Source organism: Winogradskyella sp., assembly GCF_013213975.1.
GTDB lineage: Bacteria > Bacteroidota > Bacteroidia > Flavobacteriales > Flavobacteriaceae > Winogradskyella.
Map to the genome: position 1 here is coordinate 37,460 of NZ_JABSST010000007.1, position 19,147 is coordinate 56,606.

The 19,147-nt window shown below is 34.1% G+C and carries 17 protein-coding genes, 1 other RNA gene and 1 pseudogene; 14 read left to right on the top strand and 5 right to left on the bottom strand.

Annotation, left to right across the window (positions count from 1 at the left end; translation table 11 throughout):
• The first annotated feature begins 50 nt into the window (after positions 1-50).
• From ffs to fsa, 4 genes are all read left to right on the top strand, one after another.
• Positions 51-149, top strand: an RNA gene (gene ffs, locus HRU49_RS01600) — signal recognition particle sRNA small type.
• A 57-nt stretch (positions 150-206) separates the two neighbouring features.
• A complete protein-coding gene (locus tag HRU49_RS01605; RefSeq protein WP_296353468.1) occupies positions 207-1,010 on the top strand; it encodes an SDR family oxidoreductase in 804 nt (267 codons plus the stop codon).
• A 47-nt stretch (positions 1,011-1,057) separates the two neighbouring features.
• Positions 1,058-1,459, top strand: coding sequence for a hypothetical protein (locus HRU49_RS01610; RefSeq protein ID WP_296353469.1), 402 nt, complete (start codon positions 1,058-1,060; stop codon positions 1,457-1,459).
• A gap of 97 nt (positions 1,460-1,556) precedes the next feature.
• A complete protein-coding gene (gene fsa, locus HRU49_RS01615) occupies positions 1,557-2,210 on the top strand; it encodes a fructose-6-phosphate aldolase (RefSeq protein ID WP_296353471.1) in 654 nt (217 codons plus the stop codon).
• A gap of 29 nt (positions 2,211-2,239) precedes the next feature.
• Here fsa and HRU49_RS01620 read toward each other — a convergent pair whose 3' ends face one another.
• Positions 2,240-3,712 (bottom strand): hypothetical protein, encoded by a 1,473-nt coding sequence (locus HRU49_RS01620; protein WP_296353473.1) that lies wholly within the window; start codon positions 3,710-3,712, stop codon positions 2,240-2,242.
• Between the two features lie 127 nt (positions 3,713-3,839).
• Between HRU49_RS01620 and HRU49_RS01625 the strand changes: the two genes are divergently transcribed.
• Positions 3,840-5,465 (top strand): ABC-F family ATP-binding cassette domain-containing protein, encoded by a 1,626-nt coding sequence (locus HRU49_RS01625; RefSeq protein WP_296353475.1) that lies wholly within the window; start codon positions 3,840-3,842, stop codon positions 5,463-5,465.
• Between the two features lie 48 nt (positions 5,466-5,513).
• The gene (locus HRU49_RS01630; protein ID WP_296353477.1) at positions 5,514-7,001 is read left to right on the top strand and encodes a DUF5018 domain-containing protein; all 1,488 of its coding nucleotides are present in this window, start codon (positions 5,514-5,516) and stop codon (positions 6,999-7,001) included.
• A 74-nt stretch (positions 7,002-7,075) separates the two neighbouring features.
• Here HRU49_RS01630 and HRU49_RS01635 read toward each other — a convergent pair whose 3' ends face one another.
• A complete protein-coding gene (locus HRU49_RS01635) occupies positions 7,076-7,312 on the bottom strand; it encodes a DUF2007 domain-containing protein (protein WP_296353479.1) in 237 nt (78 codons plus the stop codon).
• A 59-nt stretch (positions 7,313-7,371) separates the two neighbouring features.
• The gene (locus HRU49_RS01640) at positions 7,372-8,085 is read right to left on the bottom strand and encodes a hypothetical protein (protein WP_296353481.1); all 714 of its coding nucleotides are present in this window, start codon (positions 8,083-8,085) and stop codon (positions 7,372-7,374) included.
• Positions 8,086-8,359: 274 nt separating this feature from the next.
• On the opposite strand from HRU49_RS01640, the gene katG reads away from it, so the two are divergent.
• The gene (katG, locus tag HRU49_RS01645) at positions 8,360-10,564 is read left to right on the top strand and encodes a catalase/peroxidase HPI (protein WP_296353483.1); all 2,205 of its coding nucleotides are present in this window, start codon (positions 8,360-8,362) and stop codon (positions 10,562-10,564) included.
• Positions 10,565-10,641: 77 nt separating this feature from the next.
• Positions 10,642-11,112, top strand: coding sequence for an ankyrin repeat domain-containing protein (locus HRU49_RS01650; RefSeq protein WP_296353485.1), 471 nt, complete (start codon positions 10,642-10,644; stop codon positions 11,110-11,112).
• Here HRU49_RS01650 and nhaC read toward each other — a convergent pair.
• Entirely contained in the window at positions 11,099-12,577 is a 1,479-nt protein-coding gene (nhaC, locus tag HRU49_RS01655) for a Na+/H+ antiporter NhaC (RefSeq protein WP_296353487.1), read from the bottom strand. The genes HRU49_RS01650 and nhaC overlap by 14 nt on opposite strands.
• An 85-nt stretch (positions 12,578-12,662) precedes the next feature.
• Here nhaC and HRU49_RS01660 point away from each other — a divergent pair, with 85 nt between their 5' ends.
• The gene (locus HRU49_RS01660) at positions 12,663-12,893 is read left to right on the top strand and encodes a metal-dependent hydrolase (RefSeq protein ID WP_296353488.1); all 231 of its coding nucleotides are present in this window, start codon (positions 12,663-12,665) and stop codon (positions 12,891-12,893) included.
• A gap of 830 nt (positions 12,894-13,723) precedes the next feature.
• Here HRU49_RS01660 and HRU49_RS01665 read toward each other — a convergent pair.
• Positions 13,724-14,938: an aminotransferase class I/II-fold pyridoxal phosphate-dependent enzyme gene (locus HRU49_RS01665; RefSeq protein ID WP_296353489.1), complete on the bottom strand. Its 1,215-nt coding sequence runs from the start codon at positions 14,936-14,938 to the stop codon at positions 13,724-13,726.
• Between the two features lie 162 nt (positions 14,939-15,100).
• On the opposite strand from HRU49_RS01665, the gene HRU49_RS01670 reads away from it, so the two are divergent.
• The 5 genes and pseudogenes from HRU49_RS01670 to HRU49_RS01690 form a co-directional block, all read left to right on the top strand.
• Positions 15,101-15,559, top strand: a complete 459-nt coding sequence (locus HRU49_RS01670) for an Lrp/AsnC family transcriptional regulator (protein WP_296353490.1) — start codon at positions 15,101-15,103, stop codon at positions 15,557-15,559.
• Between the two features lie 3 nt (positions 15,560-15,562).
• Positions 15,563-16,189 (top strand): CPBP family intramembrane glutamic endopeptidase, encoded by a 627-nt coding sequence (locus HRU49_RS01675; RefSeq protein ID WP_296353491.1) that lies wholly within the window; start codon positions 15,563-15,565, stop codon positions 16,187-16,189.
• 100 nt (positions 16,190-16,289) lie between these two features.
• Entirely contained in the window at positions 16,290-17,882 is a 1,593-nt protein-coding gene (locus tag HRU49_RS01680) for a S41 family peptidase (RefSeq protein WP_296353492.1), read from the top strand.
• A 65-nt stretch (positions 17,883-17,947) separates the two neighbouring features.
• A complete protein-coding gene (locus tag HRU49_RS01685) occupies positions 17,948-18,718 on the top strand; it encodes a LuxR C-terminal-related transcriptional regulator (RefSeq protein ID WP_296353494.1) in 771 nt (256 codons plus the stop codon).
• A gap of 232 nt (positions 18,719-18,950) precedes the next feature.
• A pseudogene (locus HRU49_RS01690) lies at positions 18,951-19,147 on the top strand (hypothetical protein); the annotation flags it as partial.

A 19,147-nucleotide genomic window follows, 5' to 3' on the forward strand; every position in this document is an offset into this window, starting at 1 on the left:
ATTCATTTATAAATGGTTGTAAAAGTTTTAAAAGGTTGTATCTTTGCAGCCGGCAAGTCCTACACAACCAGCTCCTGCTTAATCCTCCAGGACGGGAACGTAGCAAAGGTACGCGGTCGTAGCGGTGTGATGTAGGTAGCTTGCCTTTTTTTGTACCCTATATTCAGGTCTAAATTTGTACTTTGCATATCTAAATTATAGTCTTTATGTCTAAAGTTGTTTTAATTACCGGAGGATCTTCTGGGATTGGAAAATCAATTGGTGAATATTTAACTGAGCAAGGATTTAGTGTTTATGGAACTAGCAGAAATCCTGATAATTATCCAAATAGTAAATTTCCGATAGTTGCTTTAGACGTTACAAAGCCTGAGACAATAACCTCTTGTATAGAAACGGTACTTTCAAGTACATCAAAAATTGATGTCTTAATTAACAATGCTGGAGCTGGAATCACAGGTCCAATCGAGGAAATACCTGATGCTGAAATAAAGCGAAACTTTGAGACAAATTTCTTTGGACCTATTAATGTAATAAAGGCTGTTTTACCATCTATGCGCTTACAAAACTCTGGCCTAATTATTAATATTACATCTATTGCTGGTTATATGGGCTTGCCTTACAGAGGTGTTTACAGTGCAAGTAAAGGTGCTTTGGAATTAGTGACAGAAGCGTTTAGAATGGAATTAAAGGATTTTAATATTGAAGTGACTAATGTTGCACCAGGCGATTTTGCTACGAATATTGCAGCTGGTCGTTACCACGCTCCTGTACTTGAGGATTCACCATATAAAGAAAAATATGGCTACTCATTAAAGATGATGGATGAGCACGTAGATGAAGGCAATGACCCGATAGACATGGCGAGAGCTATTCATGCTATTATACAAACAAAGCGCCCTAAAATCCATTATAAGGTTGGCGCGTTTATGCAGAAATTTTCAATAGTGTTGAAGCGTATCTTACCTGATAAGGTTTATGAAAAATTATTGATGAACCATTACAAATTATAGCAGCTTTTGGTACGCTATTTGAGGTGTATATTTCAAATTTAGTTGTTATGAATAAATATCTACTATTGCCTCTTTTATTCCTTTTTGTTTTTAGTTGTACAGATCCAATTTGCGTTTTCCCAAAAGAGCCAGAATTGGATAATAGACAGTTTCCAATCGGAACTGTAGATAGTTATTATTTTGTTGCTCTTAACGGAGAAATTAATAATGAGCCACGAGATGACGATTATGATTACTACTTCGACGTGATTGGTCTTCCATTGGGTATGGATTATTTTGTAAACTACAGAACTATAAGTATTGAAGGAACACCACTAGTGTCTGGAACTTTTGATATTACAATTTTCTTGGATGTCGATGGACCATTTAGAAATGATTTTGATGAGCCAGATCGCCTCTGCAATTACTCAACCTCTAAGACCTATACCTTAATTATTGAAGAGGAATAGATTATCGTAATGCTTGTTAATATATATTAAAAAAAATTAGGTACTAAGGATTCATAATGTTGTAAATTCGCAGCAACTAAAAACACAGCAATTTTCTATGAAATTTTTTATTGATACGGCTAATCTAGATCAGATTAAGGAAGCTCAAGATATGGGTATTTTAGACGGTGTTACAACGAATCCGTCATTAATGGCTAAAGAAGGTATCACAGGTGTAGATAATATCATGAAGCATTACGTTGATATCTGCAATATTGTAGATGGAGATGTTTCGGCCGAAGTGATATCTACGGATTTTGAAGGTATGGTTAAAGAAGGGGAGGCCTTAGCAGAATTACACGACCAAATTGTTATTAAATTACCAATGATTAAAGATGGTGTAAAAGCTTGTAAGTACTTTTCTGATCGTGGCATTAAAACAAATGTTACTCTAGTATTTTCTCCAGGTCAAGCCTTATTAGCTGCAAAAGCAGGTGCTACATATGTATCTCCATTTATTGGGCGTTTAGACGATATTTCAACAGATGGATTAAATCTTATTGCAGAAATTCGTCATATTTATGATAATTATGCTTTTGATACACAAATATTAGCAGCTTCTGTACGTCATACGATGCACGTTATTGATTGTGCAAAATTAGGTGCTGATGTTATGACTGGTCCACTTAAATCTATTGCTGGATTGTTAAATCACCCACTTACAGATATTGGATTGGAGAAGTTTCTAGCAGATTATAAGAAAGGAAACTAAATCTAATTAATAAAATTATAAAAGGCATCTTATTGTTTAGCGATGAGATGCTTTTTTTGCAGAAGTTCACTCAACAATTCTTTAAAATCAGATTTAAAGATGTTGATGTTTGGATGTAATATAGTGCCATATTCATTGACAATAATGGCCTTGTTTAAATAGTTTACAGCAAGAGTTTTTCTTGCCTCTTGAGGATACTTAAACTTGTATTCATTTTTGGTTGGAAAGTCATAATTATCAATTATCGCCTTCCAAGTTTTATCGTCATTACGATTTAGGTTAATCGAAAGAAAATCTACGTGACTGAAGTCTTTCTTTAACTCCTTTACTTTATAATGACTATTTCTATATTGCATTTTAGAATTTGACGACCAGAAATAAATTATTGTAGGCCTTTTAATAATGGCATTAAGGCCGTGTTCCATATCATCGTAGTTAATAATAGCCAAATCAGGAATTGGATTACCTTGTCTTAGTAACTTAAGAGAAGCAACAAGGTCCTTCATACCTTTTTTATCTTCTTCATTTGTGCTTCTTGCTAAATAATAATTCAACATTTCATTGGCTTCTGCTTCCGTGTGATTATTACTAACAAAATCTCTGGTTTTGTATTTAAACAAATGGTTTCTCAGCGTTTCGTCTGTAATTATACTATCTACCAAGTCAAGCTTTGACTTGTTATAATCAATAGCGTGTCTATCAAATTGGCTATGGTAAGGATTGTTTCTATAGTAAGATAGCGTTGCTAAATTATCAATATGGCTAAATAAGAAACGATTGTAAGAGAAGAAGTGACTTAGATGACTCGCATTATAATCGATTACAGCTCTGTGCGCATAAAATTCTTCAGGCAAATCTTTAATATGAATGAGTTTATTGTTACCGAAGTAAGCAAAAGGATAAATCTCCTTGTCTGCATAGCTGTTATAATTAATATTTGCTTCAACGATTGATTTGAAAAATTCAGACTCATCGTTATGTTCTAAGAATTTTTGAAATTCATCTAACTGCTTGTGGCGTCTTTTCTCAATATACTCATTAAAATCCTCAGGATCCATGTTGGTAGCATATTTCACAAGTTTTTTTGCTTCGGCTTCGTTTTCAAGATATGTTTTAATGAGATAATTATTCTTTTTTGCTCCCAATCCAGTAAACACCAAAGACTCATCAAAGTCGTAGGTGTTTAAGCGGAACATAATACTATCATTAGGTTCTAGTAAAATCGTTTGATATTCCCCACCATGGGTAATTAAATAAATACCCGGTTCTAAATTTTCAATTTTATGGATAAATCGATTGTTTGTATCTAGTGTAAGTGAATCCGCAATCTTCCCCTTGGTATTGTAAAGTAAAACGTTTTTGTTCTTTGGATTGATAATCTCACCCCCAACATAGGCAAAGTCACCATCGCCAGAGCCATTAGTTTTACATCCAAAAGTAAGGACCACTAAGATTGTTATTAAGGCTATTTGTTTCAGCGGCATAGGGATTTTCGTCGACATATCCAACAAAAATATGTTTTGACAGTGTTAAGTCTTGTTAACGCCTCGTTAAAACTTGATAAGCGGCACTTTTATTTCGCTCAATCGCTTTAATTTTCTACTTTTGCACACTCAAAAATAGTGTGATATGTTATCAGTTTCAAATCTTTCAGTTCAGTTTGGTAAACGTGTACTTTTTGATGAAGTAAATACAACGTTTAACAATGGTAATTGCTATGGAATAATCGGTGCTAATGGAGCAGGAAAATCTACCTTTCTAAAGATTTTAGCGGGGAAAATGGATCCAACTTCTGGTCATGTCCATCTAGAGACAGGTAAACGCATGTCCGTTTTAGAACAGAATCATAATAAGCATGATGAAGATACTGCACTAGAAACCGTGCTTAAGGGTAATCAGCCACTCTATAACTTAAAATCTCAGATAGATGCCTTATACGCAGACTATACGGATGAAAATGCTGAGAAAATTGGGGAACTTCAAGTCGAGTTTGAAGAAATGAACGGATGGAATGCCGATAGTGATGCTGCCGCTTTACTCTCTAATTTAGGAATTAAAGAAGATTTGCACTACACTTTAATGGCAGATTTAGATGGTAAGCAAAAAGTACGTGTGTTATTAGCACAAGCTTTATTTGGAAATCCAGATGTGTTAATCATGGATGAGCCTACTAATGACCTTGATTATGAAACCATTTCATGGTTAGAGACCTTTCTTGCTAATTACGATAACTGTGTAATTGTAGTATCTCACGACAGGCATTTTTTAGATGCAGTATGTACTCATATTTCTGATATCGATTTTGGTAAGATTAACCATTATTCTGGGAATTACACATTCTGGTATGAGTCGTCTCAGTTAGCTGCAAAACAACGAGCACAACAAAACAAAAAGGCTGAAGAAAAGAAAAAGGAATTAGAAGAGTTTATTCGTCGTTTTTCGGCCAACGTTGCGAAATCAAAACAAGCAACTAGCCGAAAGAAGATGATTGATAAATTAAATATTGCTGATATTAAACCTAGTAGCCGTCGTTATCCAGCTATTATATTTGAGCGTGAACGAGAGGCTGGAGATCAAATTTTAAATATTGAGGGCTTGTCTGCAAGTCTAGATGGTGAAACCTTATTTAAAGGAGTTGATATTAATCTAGCCAAAGGCGATAAAGTTGTTGTGTATTCAAAGGATTCAAGAGCCACAACAGCATTCTATCAAATCATTAATGGTAAAGATGCTGCAGATTCTGGTAAGTATGCATGGGGAGTTACAACTATGCAATCCTATTTACCACTAGATAACAGTGAATATTTTGATAATAAGCTTTCTTTAGTGGATTGGTTACGTCAATGGGCAACAACAGAAGAGGAGCGTGAAGAAGTTTATATCAGAGGATTTCTTGGAAAAATGATCTTTAGTGGTGAAGAAGCCTTGAAAACAGCAGATGTTTTATCTGGTGGAGAAAAGGTAAGATGTATGCTTAGTCGCATGATGATGGTTAGAGCCAATGTTTTAATGTTAGATGAGCCAACTAATCACTTAGACTTAGAGAGTATTACAGCGTTTAATAATTCATTAAAAAACTTCAAAGGTACGGTTCTTCTAACCACTCACGATCATGAATTTGCCCAGACTGTTGGTAACCGTATCATTGAATTAACACCAAATGGTGTTATCGATCGTTACATGACGTTTGACGAATATATGAGTGATAAAAAGATAAAGGAACAGCGTGAGAAGATGTATGCTGTGAGTGTTTAGACATTTTGATAGAATATTATATATTTATACAAAATTGAACTACTATCTATGAAATATTCTTACTTAATTTTATTAGTATTTATTTTGTGCCTTAGCTGTTCATCTGATAAAGATGAACCATTGAGTGGTGACAATTTCATTACTTCTTTTAAACTATTTTTAAATAATTCATCTGTCGAGGGTAATATAAATCAGTCTACTGGGGAAATTACTTTTGATGTTACCGGTGCAGATTTAAACAATTTGACACCAATAATTGTTCATTCTGAAAAATCTAATATCTCGCCGTCTTCAATTACACCTCAAAACTTTAATGATGTCGTAGTTTACAATGTTACTGCAGAAAATGGAGATGTGAAAACATACATTGTAAATGTAGAAAATAGACCTTTTAATACTGAAAGCGAAATATTATCCTTTTCTTTTGATATTTCAGGTCAAACATATAATTGTAATATTGACAATAATACAAATGTAATATTTCTCGAAACGGTAGGTTTAGATTTAACGTCTATAGCTCCTAGTATTACAATCTCAGAAAATGCTTCTATTTCTCCCTCACCGAGTATTCCTCAAAATTTTGGTGAGGTCATAACATATGTGGTAACAGCTGAAGATGGTACTTCATCTTCATATCAAGTGCAAATTGACAATAGACCTATAGGTACTGAGAGTAAAATACTATCTTTTTCCATAGAACATTTGGGTGTTAATTATGCAGGTATAATTAATGAACAAGAAAGTACGATTTCCATAAATTTAGCAAACATAGACATCAGTTCATTAACTCCTGATATTATTATTTCTGATTATGCAACTATTTCACCTGAGGATACAATTGCGCAAGACTTTAATAATCATATAACTTATACAGTGACTGCCGAAAATGGGGATTTTTCTACTTATACTGTTATTGCCAATGAAATAAAGATAAATGCAGTTTCACCGAGGTTCTCATTAAATTACATATATTATACAGGTGCAGAGCTTAATGTTTTTGGTAATTATATTAATCCTGAAATCCCAGAGTCACAACTTATTCTTAGAGACGGTTCTACAGAATATTTAATAGAAACTGTGAACTTAATAAGTGAAAATGTAGATTCAAATAACGCTAGTGTATATCAGATTTCATTTACAATTCCAGAAAATATACCAACATCAAATAATTATAGATTGATTTATAGATTGGGAGATAATAATGGTGAATTTAATATTGATATTGATATCATGTCTGATGGACCAGAAAATATGACTATAAATCAAACCTCATACAATTATAATGATGTGTTAATTGTAAACGGAATAAATTTAGTTCCTGGTCTTGTGGTGCCATCTAATGGGAATAATTATATTGTTGAAAATTCGAATAATTACGATATAGAAGTAAACCCCGAAGGTACACAACTTACATGGACGCTAGATTTTTTCCAACATTTCCCCTCGTATTATGGCCAAGCTCCTCAATTGAAGAAAGTTTATACCCTAGGTCAAAATAGAAGAGTAGGGAAAGCCATATTTATAAATTTCAATTAACTTTCTTTTGCCGCTTATATATCAACTGATAAAAAATTAATGGAGCATTGTCAGAAGTTGTATACTAGGACTGCTCAAGCTTCCATCTCAGATTTTACTCGATCTACAATAGCTTGTGCTTTATCAAGCTCATCATTGTGAACATAGACTTCTTGGAACCCTTGGTTCATACTGCCATAACCAGCCAAACGTTGGGATTCACCTTCATCCTTAATTATCGGAATGATGCCTAGATTTTCCAAGACACTTTTAATACGATTGACTAATATAAAGTTGCCATTGTAAACGCATGTGTATTCGGAAGTGCTCATAACATACAAAATTTAGTACCTTATAAGTTACAAAATTTTTAAAAATGTTACAACTGTTTCTAAGTGTTGTAGTATTTACTATCCCAAATGGCGGCACTAAAATTTCTGCCAGATAAATAGCCGTAATACATTACCGCTGCGACAACAGATTTAAAAACAAATAGAAAAACGATTCCTGCGTTAGCTGCATTGGCTTTACTAGAAAATACTCCCTCAGGAATTGCTGCAGTTAAAAATATACTCAAAATAAACATGCAGAACACGAAATTTTCAAAATCCCTAACAGGCCACATCATAAGTCTTCTAAAGGCATTTAAATCATTTCCCCATTTATGAATAAGATAATAATAGCCATTACCAATTGGCGCAAAAAGTAATGGATCATCGTAGTGTTCTAGTTTAAATAACTTGGCAGGAGCAATAATCTTAAATCCATGAAGTTGCGTATTGTGATTGTTTTCGAGCTGTTTAATTTTTGCAATCGCTTCATAAGGGATTTCACCTTTAAATAATTTTGTATCTAGAAAACGCAATCTATAATTAACGCAGGTCTTTTTAATCTGACTAATGTGATAGATTCGATTTGTTTCTAACTTATCGAAAATAAGTTGATTTTCCGAGATTTCATTTTGTTGCGATAAGGTGTCTAAAATTTGTGCATCTTTATAATCATCAGCAGCTAAAATAGATTTTACTTCGTTAAGTAAATCTGCCTCCTTATCATGTGCAATAGACTTTAATTTATCTTCTATATTTACCTTTTCAAATAGCATCTTCCTTTTTTCTTATAAATTTAACTCTACTCAGAGTTAAGTACAAAATTTTAACAATCGTGTTTAATTTTTAATTTCAAAATTAAGACTGAACGTCTAAAAAGTTAAACAAAGTAATTGGATTGCTATTATTTATAAGAATTCTAAATAGTTATTCCATAGGCAAAAGCTATTGAAAAATAAACAGAAAAAATCTTTGTTCGGAATAATAGGCTTAGAGATTGGTTATTTTTATACATTCAAAAAAAGAATTTAAACAAAATTATAGATAATTATGAATCACAAAGAAGGAGATCCAAATAATTGTCCGTTTTTAGCTGGTAATCAACAAGCATCTGCAGGACAAGGAACCAAAAATAGAGATTGGTGGCCTAATGAACTTAAACTAAATATTTTAAGACAACATGCAGAACGAAATAACCCCTATGGTAATAGTTTTGATTATGCCGAGGCCTTCAAAAGCATTAACTACGACGAGTTAAAGAAAGACTTAACAAATTTAATGACTGACTCACAGGATTGGTGGCCAGCAGATTACGGTCACTATGGTGGATTAATGATTCGTATGGCATGGCATAGCGCAGGGACTTACAGAGTAGGTGATGGTCGCGGAGGTGCAGGAACTGGCAACCAGAGATTTGCCCCAATTAATAGCTGGCCAGATAATGGTAATCTAGATAAGGCGAGATTATTACTTTGGCCGATAAAGCAAAAGTACGGTAGCAAATTATCTTGGGCAGACCTTATGATACTGGCTGGTAATGTAGCATTAGAGTCAATGGGATTCCCAACGTTTGGTTTTGCTGGTGGTCGTGAAGATATTTATGAGCCAGAACAAGATGTGTATTGGGGAAGTGAAACGCAATGGGGTGAAAATGCCTCGCGTTATGATGGAGAAAAAGATCCAACAAAAAGGGATTTAGAAGATCCATTAGCTGCTGTTATGATGGGGTGGATTTATGTTAATCCAGAAGGACCAGATGGACATCCAGATCCATTAGCCTCTGCACATGACGTTAGAGTAACATTTGGTCGTATGGCTATGAATGATGAAGAAACTGTGGCTTTAGTAGCTGGCGGACATACGTTTGGTAAAGCCCATGGTGCAGCAGATCCTGGACAATATGTTGGTGTAGAGCCTCATGGAGCGTCTATGGCAGAAATGAGTACGGGTTGGAAAAATACTTATCAAAGTGGTGTGTTAGAAGATGCGATTACTTCCGGCATTGAAGGGGCATGGACACCAGATCCAACAACATGGGATGCCGATTATTTTAATGTCTTGTTAAATTATGACTGGGAGTTAACAAAGAGTCCAGCTGGAGCACATCAATGGACGCCAACAGCAGAGTCTAAAGCAAAAATGGCACCAACTGCAGGTGGTGACGGTCAGCAGGCGCTTATGATGACAACAGCAGATATCGCTCTTAAAACTGATCCAGCGTATCTTGAAATATCTAAGCGTTTTTATGCAGACCACAAGGCTTTTGAAGATGCTTTTGCTAGAGCATGGTTTAAGTTGACGCACCGTGATATGGGGCCTAAAGTACGCTATGTTGGACCAGAAGTCCCTTCAGAAGATTTAATATGGCAGGATCCAATTCCAACGGTGAATTATAATCTTAGTGATGCAGATATTACCTCTTTAAAGAAGATGATTTTGGTTTCAGGTCTTTCTATTTCAGAAATGGTAAAAACTGCATGGGCTTCGGCATCAACCTATAGAGATTCTGATAAACGTGGTGGAGCAAATGGTGCGAGAATTGCACTCGAACCACAACGAAGCTGGAAGGTTAACAATCCTACGGAATTAGACAAGGTGCTTAATGTATATCGTGCCATTCAGAACGAATTTAGCGGAGATATTTCTTTAGCGGATTTAATTGTTCTAGGTGGTAATGCAGGTATTGAAGAAGCTGCTAGCAAAGCTGGACATCACATTTCAATACCATTTGCTCAAGGTAGAGGAGATGCATCTCAAGACATGACCGATATTGAGCAGTTTAATTATCTAAAGCCTGTGGGTGACGGATTTAGAAATTATCAAAATGCGAATGCAGATGTTAAAGCAGAAGACCTACTAGTTGATAAGGCAAACCTTTTAACGCTTACCATTCCTGAGATGACTGTATTAGTTGGTGGGATGCGTGTATTAGGAACTAATTTTGATAATTCTGAATATGGTTTGTTTACTGATAACGTAGGGACACTTACAAATGATTTCTTCAAAAATATCTTAGATATGACTTATACATGGAGTGAAACTTCTGAGGATGAAACACACTTTGAAGGTCGCGATAGACGTACAGGAGAAGTGAAGTTTAAAGGAACTAGAGCAGACTTAATTTTTGGTTCTAATACTGAACTTAGAGCTGTGTGTGAGGTTTATGGAGCTAGTGATGCTGAAAGCAAATTCTTAAATGATTTTGTAGCAGCATGGACTAAGGTTATGAACTTAGATAGATTTGATTTAAAATAAACATTGGTAACTAGTAAACCAACATTAAAAAGGAATGTGCGTCTATTGTGCATTCCTTTTTTTAATAGTACAACATAGTGAATGCACAAGAACTTTTTTTTAGGACAATACAAATTGGAAATAGTGATCATATAAAATCGCAATTGCAACATAATCCACATTTAGTAAATAGTGAAGATGCTAGAGGATTTACACCTTTAATCTTTGCAACATATTTTGATAAAGTGGAAATTGCAATGATTTTATTAGATCATAATGCTGATGTAAATGGTAAGGATGCTTCTGGAAATACTGCTTTAATTGGGGTGAGCTTTAAGGGGAATTTGAGCTTGGTGGAGTTATTAGTCAAACATGGAGCTGATATTAATGCACAAAACAATAAAGGTGCAACAGCTTTGAGCTTTGCAGCACAATATAATCAAGAAGCTGTTGTGGGCTATTTATTAAATCATAATGCGGATAAATACATTGCAGATTCAGATGGTAAGACGGCACTTGACTTTGCCAAAGAAAAAGGATTCAAAAATATAGAGACTATGCTGTCTTAGTTGCTGTACCTGTTAGCATTTTAATTTTAATTCTTAGTGCTGCGAATAAAAGCGTTGTAAAAGGGCTTAGCCAATTAAAAATGGCATATAGGAAATATTCTCCTACTCCTACACCTAAAACACCACTTTGATAAGCGCCACAAGTATTCCAAGGAATAAGAACTGAGGTTACTGTTCCTGAATCTTCAAGTGTTCTACTCAAATTCTCTGGAGCTAATCCTTTATCGTCATAGGCGTTTTTAAACATCTTGCCAGGTATAACAATTGCTAAATATTGGTCTGATGCAATAACATTTAAGCCTAAGCAACTTATTACTGTACTTGCAAATAGACCAAAAACTGTTGTTGCTACTGATAGTAGAGCTTTAGTTATTCTTGCTAATGCACCAATACCATCCATTATCCCACCAAAAACCATAGCACAAATGATTAAGAATATAGTCCATAGCATGCCTTCCATACCTCCAGAACTAAAAAGATCATTTAGTTTTTCGTTATCAGTGGTAATAGAGGTGTCTGATAAAATTGAATTGGTTATTGCTGAAAGACTAGAATCCGATAAACCTTCAAGAATACTTGGTTGAAAAATAACGGCAAAGATTGCTGCTAAAATAACACCTGAAGCTAAAGCAACTAATGGTTTTGTTTTTAAAAGAATAAGTGCAATAACTGCTGCCGGAACTAGAAACAGCCAAGGAGTTATATTAAATGTTTTATCTATAGAAGCTAATAAATTACTAATATCAGCATTGCCAGTTGGCTCCAAGGTAGCACTAATAATTCCGAATACTATTAGGGTCACAACAATCGTAGGTACGGTGGTAATTGCCATATACCGAATATGTGTAAATAAGTCTGTGCCAGCCATTGCTGGTGCTAAATTTGTAGTATCACTAAGTGGTGACATTTTATCTCCAAAATAAGCGCCAGAAATTACTGCACCTGCAATCATACCAGAATTAATGCCTAAGGCGGTTCCGATACCAACCAAAGCGATACCAACTGTAGCTGACGTGGTCCAAGAACTTCCAGTAGCTATAGAAATTACGGCAGCGATTATAACTGAAGCAGGTAGAAATATTTCTGGACTTAGCACTTGTAATCCGTAATACACCATCGCAGGAATAACACCGCTTATTAACCAAGTGCCAGCCAAGGCTCCAACAAGAAATAAAATCATAATTGGTGCAAAAACACTCTTTAGGTTTTCCCAAACCTCTTGAATCATAACCAAAGGTGGTACTTTATTAAGCATACCGCCAATAAATGCAACGAATCCACCAATGAGTAAAATATATTGATTGGAATAATCACCCATCATGGCACCATCAAATCTAAATATGTTTATGGCTAAAAGAATCATTAATATGACAACAGGAACCATAGACTCATAAATATTGAGCTCCTTATTGTTTATGATTTTTTGATCCGCTATTTTGATTTTAGATAGGTCGTCGTCTTGCATTTTCAGTTATATTTAATTGATGTAATGTTACGACTTTGTGGGGCCAATTGCAAATCGATTTATTCTGTAATTTTGCGTTTCAATTATGGTTTCATTAACTCAAATCGTACTAGGTACTACATGTGATGAAGTGGTTTTAGGAAATAAAATAGATAATAAGGCTTTACTTTTCGGTACTATTGGAGGGACCATTCCAGATTTAGATGTTTTTATTGGTCCCTTGTTTTTTAAAAACGAAATTGACGCGATGCTCTTTGATAGGGGTTTTATGCACTCGATATTATTTGCTGTTCTGGGTGCGTTTCTGTTTGGTTGAGTAGTACATAAGCTTTATGATAGAAAAACATATCAATCCAACTAAGCGTAACGATTGGATATTATTGATCTTCTGAGCTTTATTTACGCATCCTATTCTAGATGCCTTTACTCCTTAAGGAACACAATTATTCGCTCCATTTTCAAACTATCGCGTAGCGTTTAATAATATTGCTGTGGCTGATCCTTTATACACATCTCCTTTCCTCATTTGTTTAGTCATTCTTATGTTTTACACAAGAATGAAAAGTAAAAGACGTTTCTGGCTAAAACTTGGAATTGGTGTGAGTTCTATTTACATGTTATGTGCGCTATTCAATAAAGTTTATAAAGACAATGTGTTCAAAGAAACTTAGGCTAAAAAAACAAATCAATTATTTTAGATTTAGTACACAGCCAACAATATTAAACAACATTCTTCGGTATAGTATCGCAGAGACAGAGACTAATTATCAGGTTGGGTTTTACTCTTTATTAGACAAACCCAACTGCTTTATCGATTGGAAAGTTAGTGCTAAACAGCGGTTCTTAAGGGCTAACAAACATGAAGATCTTAAATACTTAGTAGCATGGTTTAGTAATGGTTATTATAATGTAGAATCTTTAAATGCTTCGTAATTTATATATAAAGATTTACCTTATCCCTTAGTTCAAACACGAAATGGTGACAGAGCAATTTTTAATTTGAAGATATTTAAAGATCAAGAACGTTTAAATATGAAGCCCTTCACACCAAAAATGGATGACTTTGAATTTACACTGAAAGCTTTGTGGATTAGATTAAAGGGAAAATAAAAAGCCTGATCAAACATCAGGCTTGATAAAACTTTGTTATATTAATTCAGGTTTCAGGATGTTTAGTTCTCGCATACAAGCATTCATCATTGTATAGGTGCGCTCGATATCTGCATCTAAGCCAATAGAAAAACGAATAAGTCCATCAGTTAATCCCATTGTTTCTTGTTCGTCTTCTGGGATTTCAGAGGAGGTAGAGCTTCCTGGAGCACTGAATAAGGTTTTATAAAAGCCAAGACTAACAGCAAGATAGCCTAAGTTCCGTTCTTGCATTAATTCCATTAGGGCATTGGCTTTATCGAGCGATCCTACATCGATGGTTAGCATGCCACCAAAGCCATACTTTTGATTCATCATGTTTTGAAATAAGTCGTGCGATGGATGAGAGTTTAATCCAGGATAAACAGTTTTTAAGCCATCTTTCTTAAACTTATTGGCCAAATACAAGGCATTATTACTGTGTTGTTGTATTCTAAGATGTAGCGTTCTTAAATTTTTTAAAACAGATGCAGATCTTAAACTATCCATAGTGGATCCTAATAGCATTGCAGCACCATCATTCACATTTCTAAGATTATCAATAAACGCTTGAGTACCACAGATAACACCTCCAACAGTATCCGAAGAACCGTTGATGAATTTTGTTAAGCTATGAATAACAACATCAGCTCCCAAGGCTTTTGGTGAAATGGACAGTGGTGAAAACGTGTTATCAACAATAAGTTTTAGATTGTGTTTTTTTGCTAAAGCTGCAAGGCCTTTGATATCTGCAACTTCTAATAGTGGGTTACTCACAGATTCACAGTATAAGACCTTAGTATGTTCGGTAATGGCGGCTTCAACAATATCTAGTTTGGTGATATCAACAAATGAGGTGTTAATATTCAGTTTTGGGGTAAAGTTTTTTAAAAAGGCATAGGTGCCACCGTAAATGGTTCTACTACTTACAATGTGATCACCAGCATTACAGAGTTGCAATAAGACTGCTGTTATGGCTCCCATACCTGATGCTGTAATGGTTGCAGTTTCTGTGCCTTCCATAGCAGCCAAGGCTTCTCCCAAATATAAATTTGAAGGCGAGGTGTGTCTAGAATACAAATAGCAGCCATCAGCATTTCCTTCAAAGGTGTCAAACATGGTTTTTGCTGATAAAAAAGTGTATGTCGATGAATCTGAAATGGATGGATTAACCCCACCAAATTCGCCAAAATATTGTAAGTCTTGAATATTGTTTGCAGGTTTGAATTTCATAATTAAGATATTGTATAATGATCTAGCAAAATTCAATATTTAAAGAAACATAATCAATAATATTGTTAGAATTTAGAAAATAAAACTATATTTAGAACAGAATGCAGATATATTTTCTAATTTTGTCTTACGGATTTATTTGTGATAGAAAATTTATAAACCATGGTATTGGATCAAACAGATAAACAACTGCTGCATTTATTACAAAAGGATAGTAAACAAACCAATAAAGCATTATCTAATGCTTTGGGGTTATCCGTGACAGCTGTTTATGAACGCATTAAAAAGTTGGAGAATAATGGTATTATTAGTAGTTATGTAGCACTAATAGATAAGAAGAAAGTTGAGAAATCTTTTGTAGCCTTTTGTCACGTGAAGTTGAGTCAACATTCTCAAGATTATGTTATGAAATTTGAACGAGAAGTTCGTAAATTGGACGAAGTACTAGAGTGTTATCACATTAGTGGTGATTACGATTATCTTTTAAAAGTTTTGGTAACAGATATGGAAGCTTTTAGAGAATTTATGGTGAAAAAATTAACCAAAATAGATCATATTGGCAGTACACATAGTATGTTTATGATAAGTGAAGTTAAACACACAACAGCAATTGCTTTATAATTCATGAAAAGTATTCAATACAGACTTACTGAATTCTTCTTAATTTTTATTCTGGTACCAATAAGTTTTGCCTTTTCATTTGCAATATGGATCAAAATGGTAATTGGTATTACTGGATTCTTATATGTTATTTATGTTTTACTTCGTGTTGAGAATAATAAATTCAAACTTAGAGAACATATAAACTGGACACAGTTTTGGCAGAGAACTTTAATTAAATTAATTGTAATAATTGCCATTACAACGCTATACATGTTTGTTGTTGATATAAATATGTTATTCATTGTAGTTAAAACAAAGCCTTCACTTTGGTTGATGATCTTGTTTATATATTCTTTTTTTTCAGTTTATCCTCAAGAATTAATCTATCGCACTTTTTTCTTTCAGCGTTATGAATCCTTATTTAGAAGTAATTTGGTATTTATTCTTGTAAATGCTGCTGTGTTTTCTCTAGCCCATATTTTCTTCAAAAGTACATTGGTTATGTTCTTAACTTTTACAGGCGGCATATTATTTGCTTTGACTTTTAAGAAAACAAAGTCAACACTTTTAGTGTCCATTGAGCATGCTATTTATGGCTGTTGGTTATTTACTGTTGGAATGGGTGCAATACTTGGATTTCCATCTTAAAAGTTTATTAAAATTAAAAGAGTATATAACCATTTTTCTTTTTTTAGCGTCTTTGTTAGTAGAAAAGAATTCTGAGAATATCATTTATTAATACCTTCTAATGAATAGACAACTACATGCTTTTATCATTTTATTGCTTTTGGTTTCTTGTTCGAGCGTAGAAAAGCATAATGAACAGATTACAAAACTACATCCAGTTGAGGATTTGAATGAGGATATCGACAGGATATACGAGCAACTCAAGCGACATCATCCAAGGCTCTATCAATTCACTTCGAAAGAGATACTAGACTATAAATTTGATAGTTTAAAGAACGCTATTACACAACCAATGAATAGCCGTATGTTTTATAAACAATTATCTCAAGTGACTAGATTTGTTGGTCAAGGACATATGTCCATAACACCTCCAACTGAGCAGTTTGATCGAAAAGAGCGCAAAGCACTTAATAAAATGAAGTTTGATATTACTAATCTTAATTTCGAATATTTAGATGGTAAGCTTATTGTAGTAGAGGCAAAAGGAAACGATAGTCTGCTTGTTGGGAGTGAGGTAATTATGATTCAAAATGAAAAACCAACCGACCTAATCAATCAGTATAAAAAACGATTTGCATCAGATGGATATAACACCACATTTTACAATCGTATCCTTGGAACACGTTTTATGACCTATTATTCGTACGATAAAGGTCGCTCTGACAGTATTTCAATTAGGTTTAAAAACTCAGATTCTACGTTTGTAAAATTGTACAGGCGTATGCCAAGCGATAACAAATCGTTAGTCTCAAGCCAGATGGATTCTTTAGTTCAATCAAAACCTAAATTGAAGCTCACTAAAGCAGAAAAGAAAGCAAAAAAGCTTAAGTTTAAGCAAATGCTAAAAGACCGTAAAAAATATGGTTATGATTACAAAACACAGCTCAATGATAGAGATTTATCTTTTGTGGGAAAAGATAGTACTGTAGCACTTTTAAAAATTAGAGGTTTTAATAGAGGTAAGTATGAGGAGTTTTATGACGAAACATTTAAAGTATTAGATTCATCAGGTTCAGGGACACTCATCATAGATTTAAGAAATAATCTAGGAGGCCGACTTAAGGAAATTACATATCTGTATTCATATTTAACCGATAAGGAGTTTGTGATGATTAATCCAAGTGAAATCAATTCGCGTTCTCCGCTATTAACCAGTGTAATGAGTAATAGCAGGCCGTTTGGAGTTAAAGCTTTTGCAGCATTATTGTCTCCTTTTATTTATGGCTACGATGCTTTATTCAAAACTCAAAAATCGGAAGGAAAGTTATATTATAGATTCAAGGCTTCTAGATTGCAAGAACCTAAAGCAAATAACTTCAAAGGTAAAATCTACGTATTAATCAATGGTAACTCGTTTTCGGCATCGTCTATTTTATGTACGAAGTTGCATGGAGATCAACGTGCTACTTTTGTAGGTGAAGAAACAGGTGGTGCATATAATGGTGCAGTCGCTGGTTTTTACAAAGTATATGAGTTACCAAATTCAAAAATTAAAGCTCGAATAGGTTTGGTACATATTGACGCACCACATAAAGCTGAAATTGACGGATATGGTATTAAGCCAGATATAAATATATTACCTACTTATCAAGATCGATTAAAGAATATAGATAGCGAGTTAGAATGGGTTTTGAGGGCGATTGATAAGGAATAAAACTTGAAGCTTTCAATAAATGCTAAGGTTTAAAATGCTTAATTTAGTAAAAAGAAATATTTGCTATGAATTATACACAAGTCAAGGATTTATATAAAACCATATTTCAATCTTATGACAAGCCATCACTTGAAGCCCATATCAACCGAATTATAGACTTAGATACTTATCTGCCTTATAGTTCAACATTTTTCTGTGTAACCAATACACAGACTTTAGAGTTTGAATATGTAAGTAAAAATTTTAAAGCTTGTCTAGGGCTTGAAAGTCATTTGCTAGAGAAGCAAGGCATGCGCTATTTTTGGAGTAGAATTCATTCTGAAGATCTAGAGAAATGGCTCAAAGCATTAAATGAATTAATGGAATTTACACTGGGTAATATAAAGGAGGCGGATAGAGAGAAAGCCAACTATACGTGGAATTATAGATTTAAAAACTCGGATGATGTGTATGTGAATATTGTTCAGAATACCACTCCCTTAGCCTTTGATACTCAAGGGAAGCCAATTATTGGTCTCGCGCACTACACTGTTATTCATCCTGATATAAAGATGGATATTTCGGCTTCTGCAAAGTTACTTAATGCAAAGAATGAATACGAAACCATCTATTTTAATAACTTTTCACAAAAGCTACTCAGTGAAGGTATAAGCAATAGAGAACGCGATGTGATAAGATTGCTATTGCTTAATAATACAAGTAAGGAAATATCCGAAAAACTAAGTATTAGTTCTCATACAGTAGATACTCATCGCAGAAACATTCTTAAAAAGCTAAACATTTCCTCAACAGGTGAGCTTATAGGTATGCTTAAAATCAACAAGAATTTAATTTAGGGTTTTGTCTAAATTACTCAAATTGAGTATTGTAATTATGTCATTTTTTAATTAAATTTACGTTGCTATTAAACAAACTTAACGGTTACGATTTTAAGTGCTGGCTAAACCAAAAGTGGGGGTGTTTAGTTGGCACTTTTTATTTGGAAATAATCTTTTCTTCAGTAAAAAACGTAAGTCTACATTCGTGTAATTTTAATCTAAGTCGTAATTTTGTCATTCGATTGGAATTATGGTAAAAGTATTCGCAATAGTTTTTCTATTATTTGGTCTTAATGGTTATTCGCAAGAGCATCCCATTGGTATTAAGGTAGGAGGAAATGTCGCGAGTTTATCTGGCGAGGGAACACAGGAACTGGAATCAATTCTAAACTTCCATGCAGGTTTTTTTATGGAAATTGGAATTACAAAGGGTTTTGCAGTACAGCC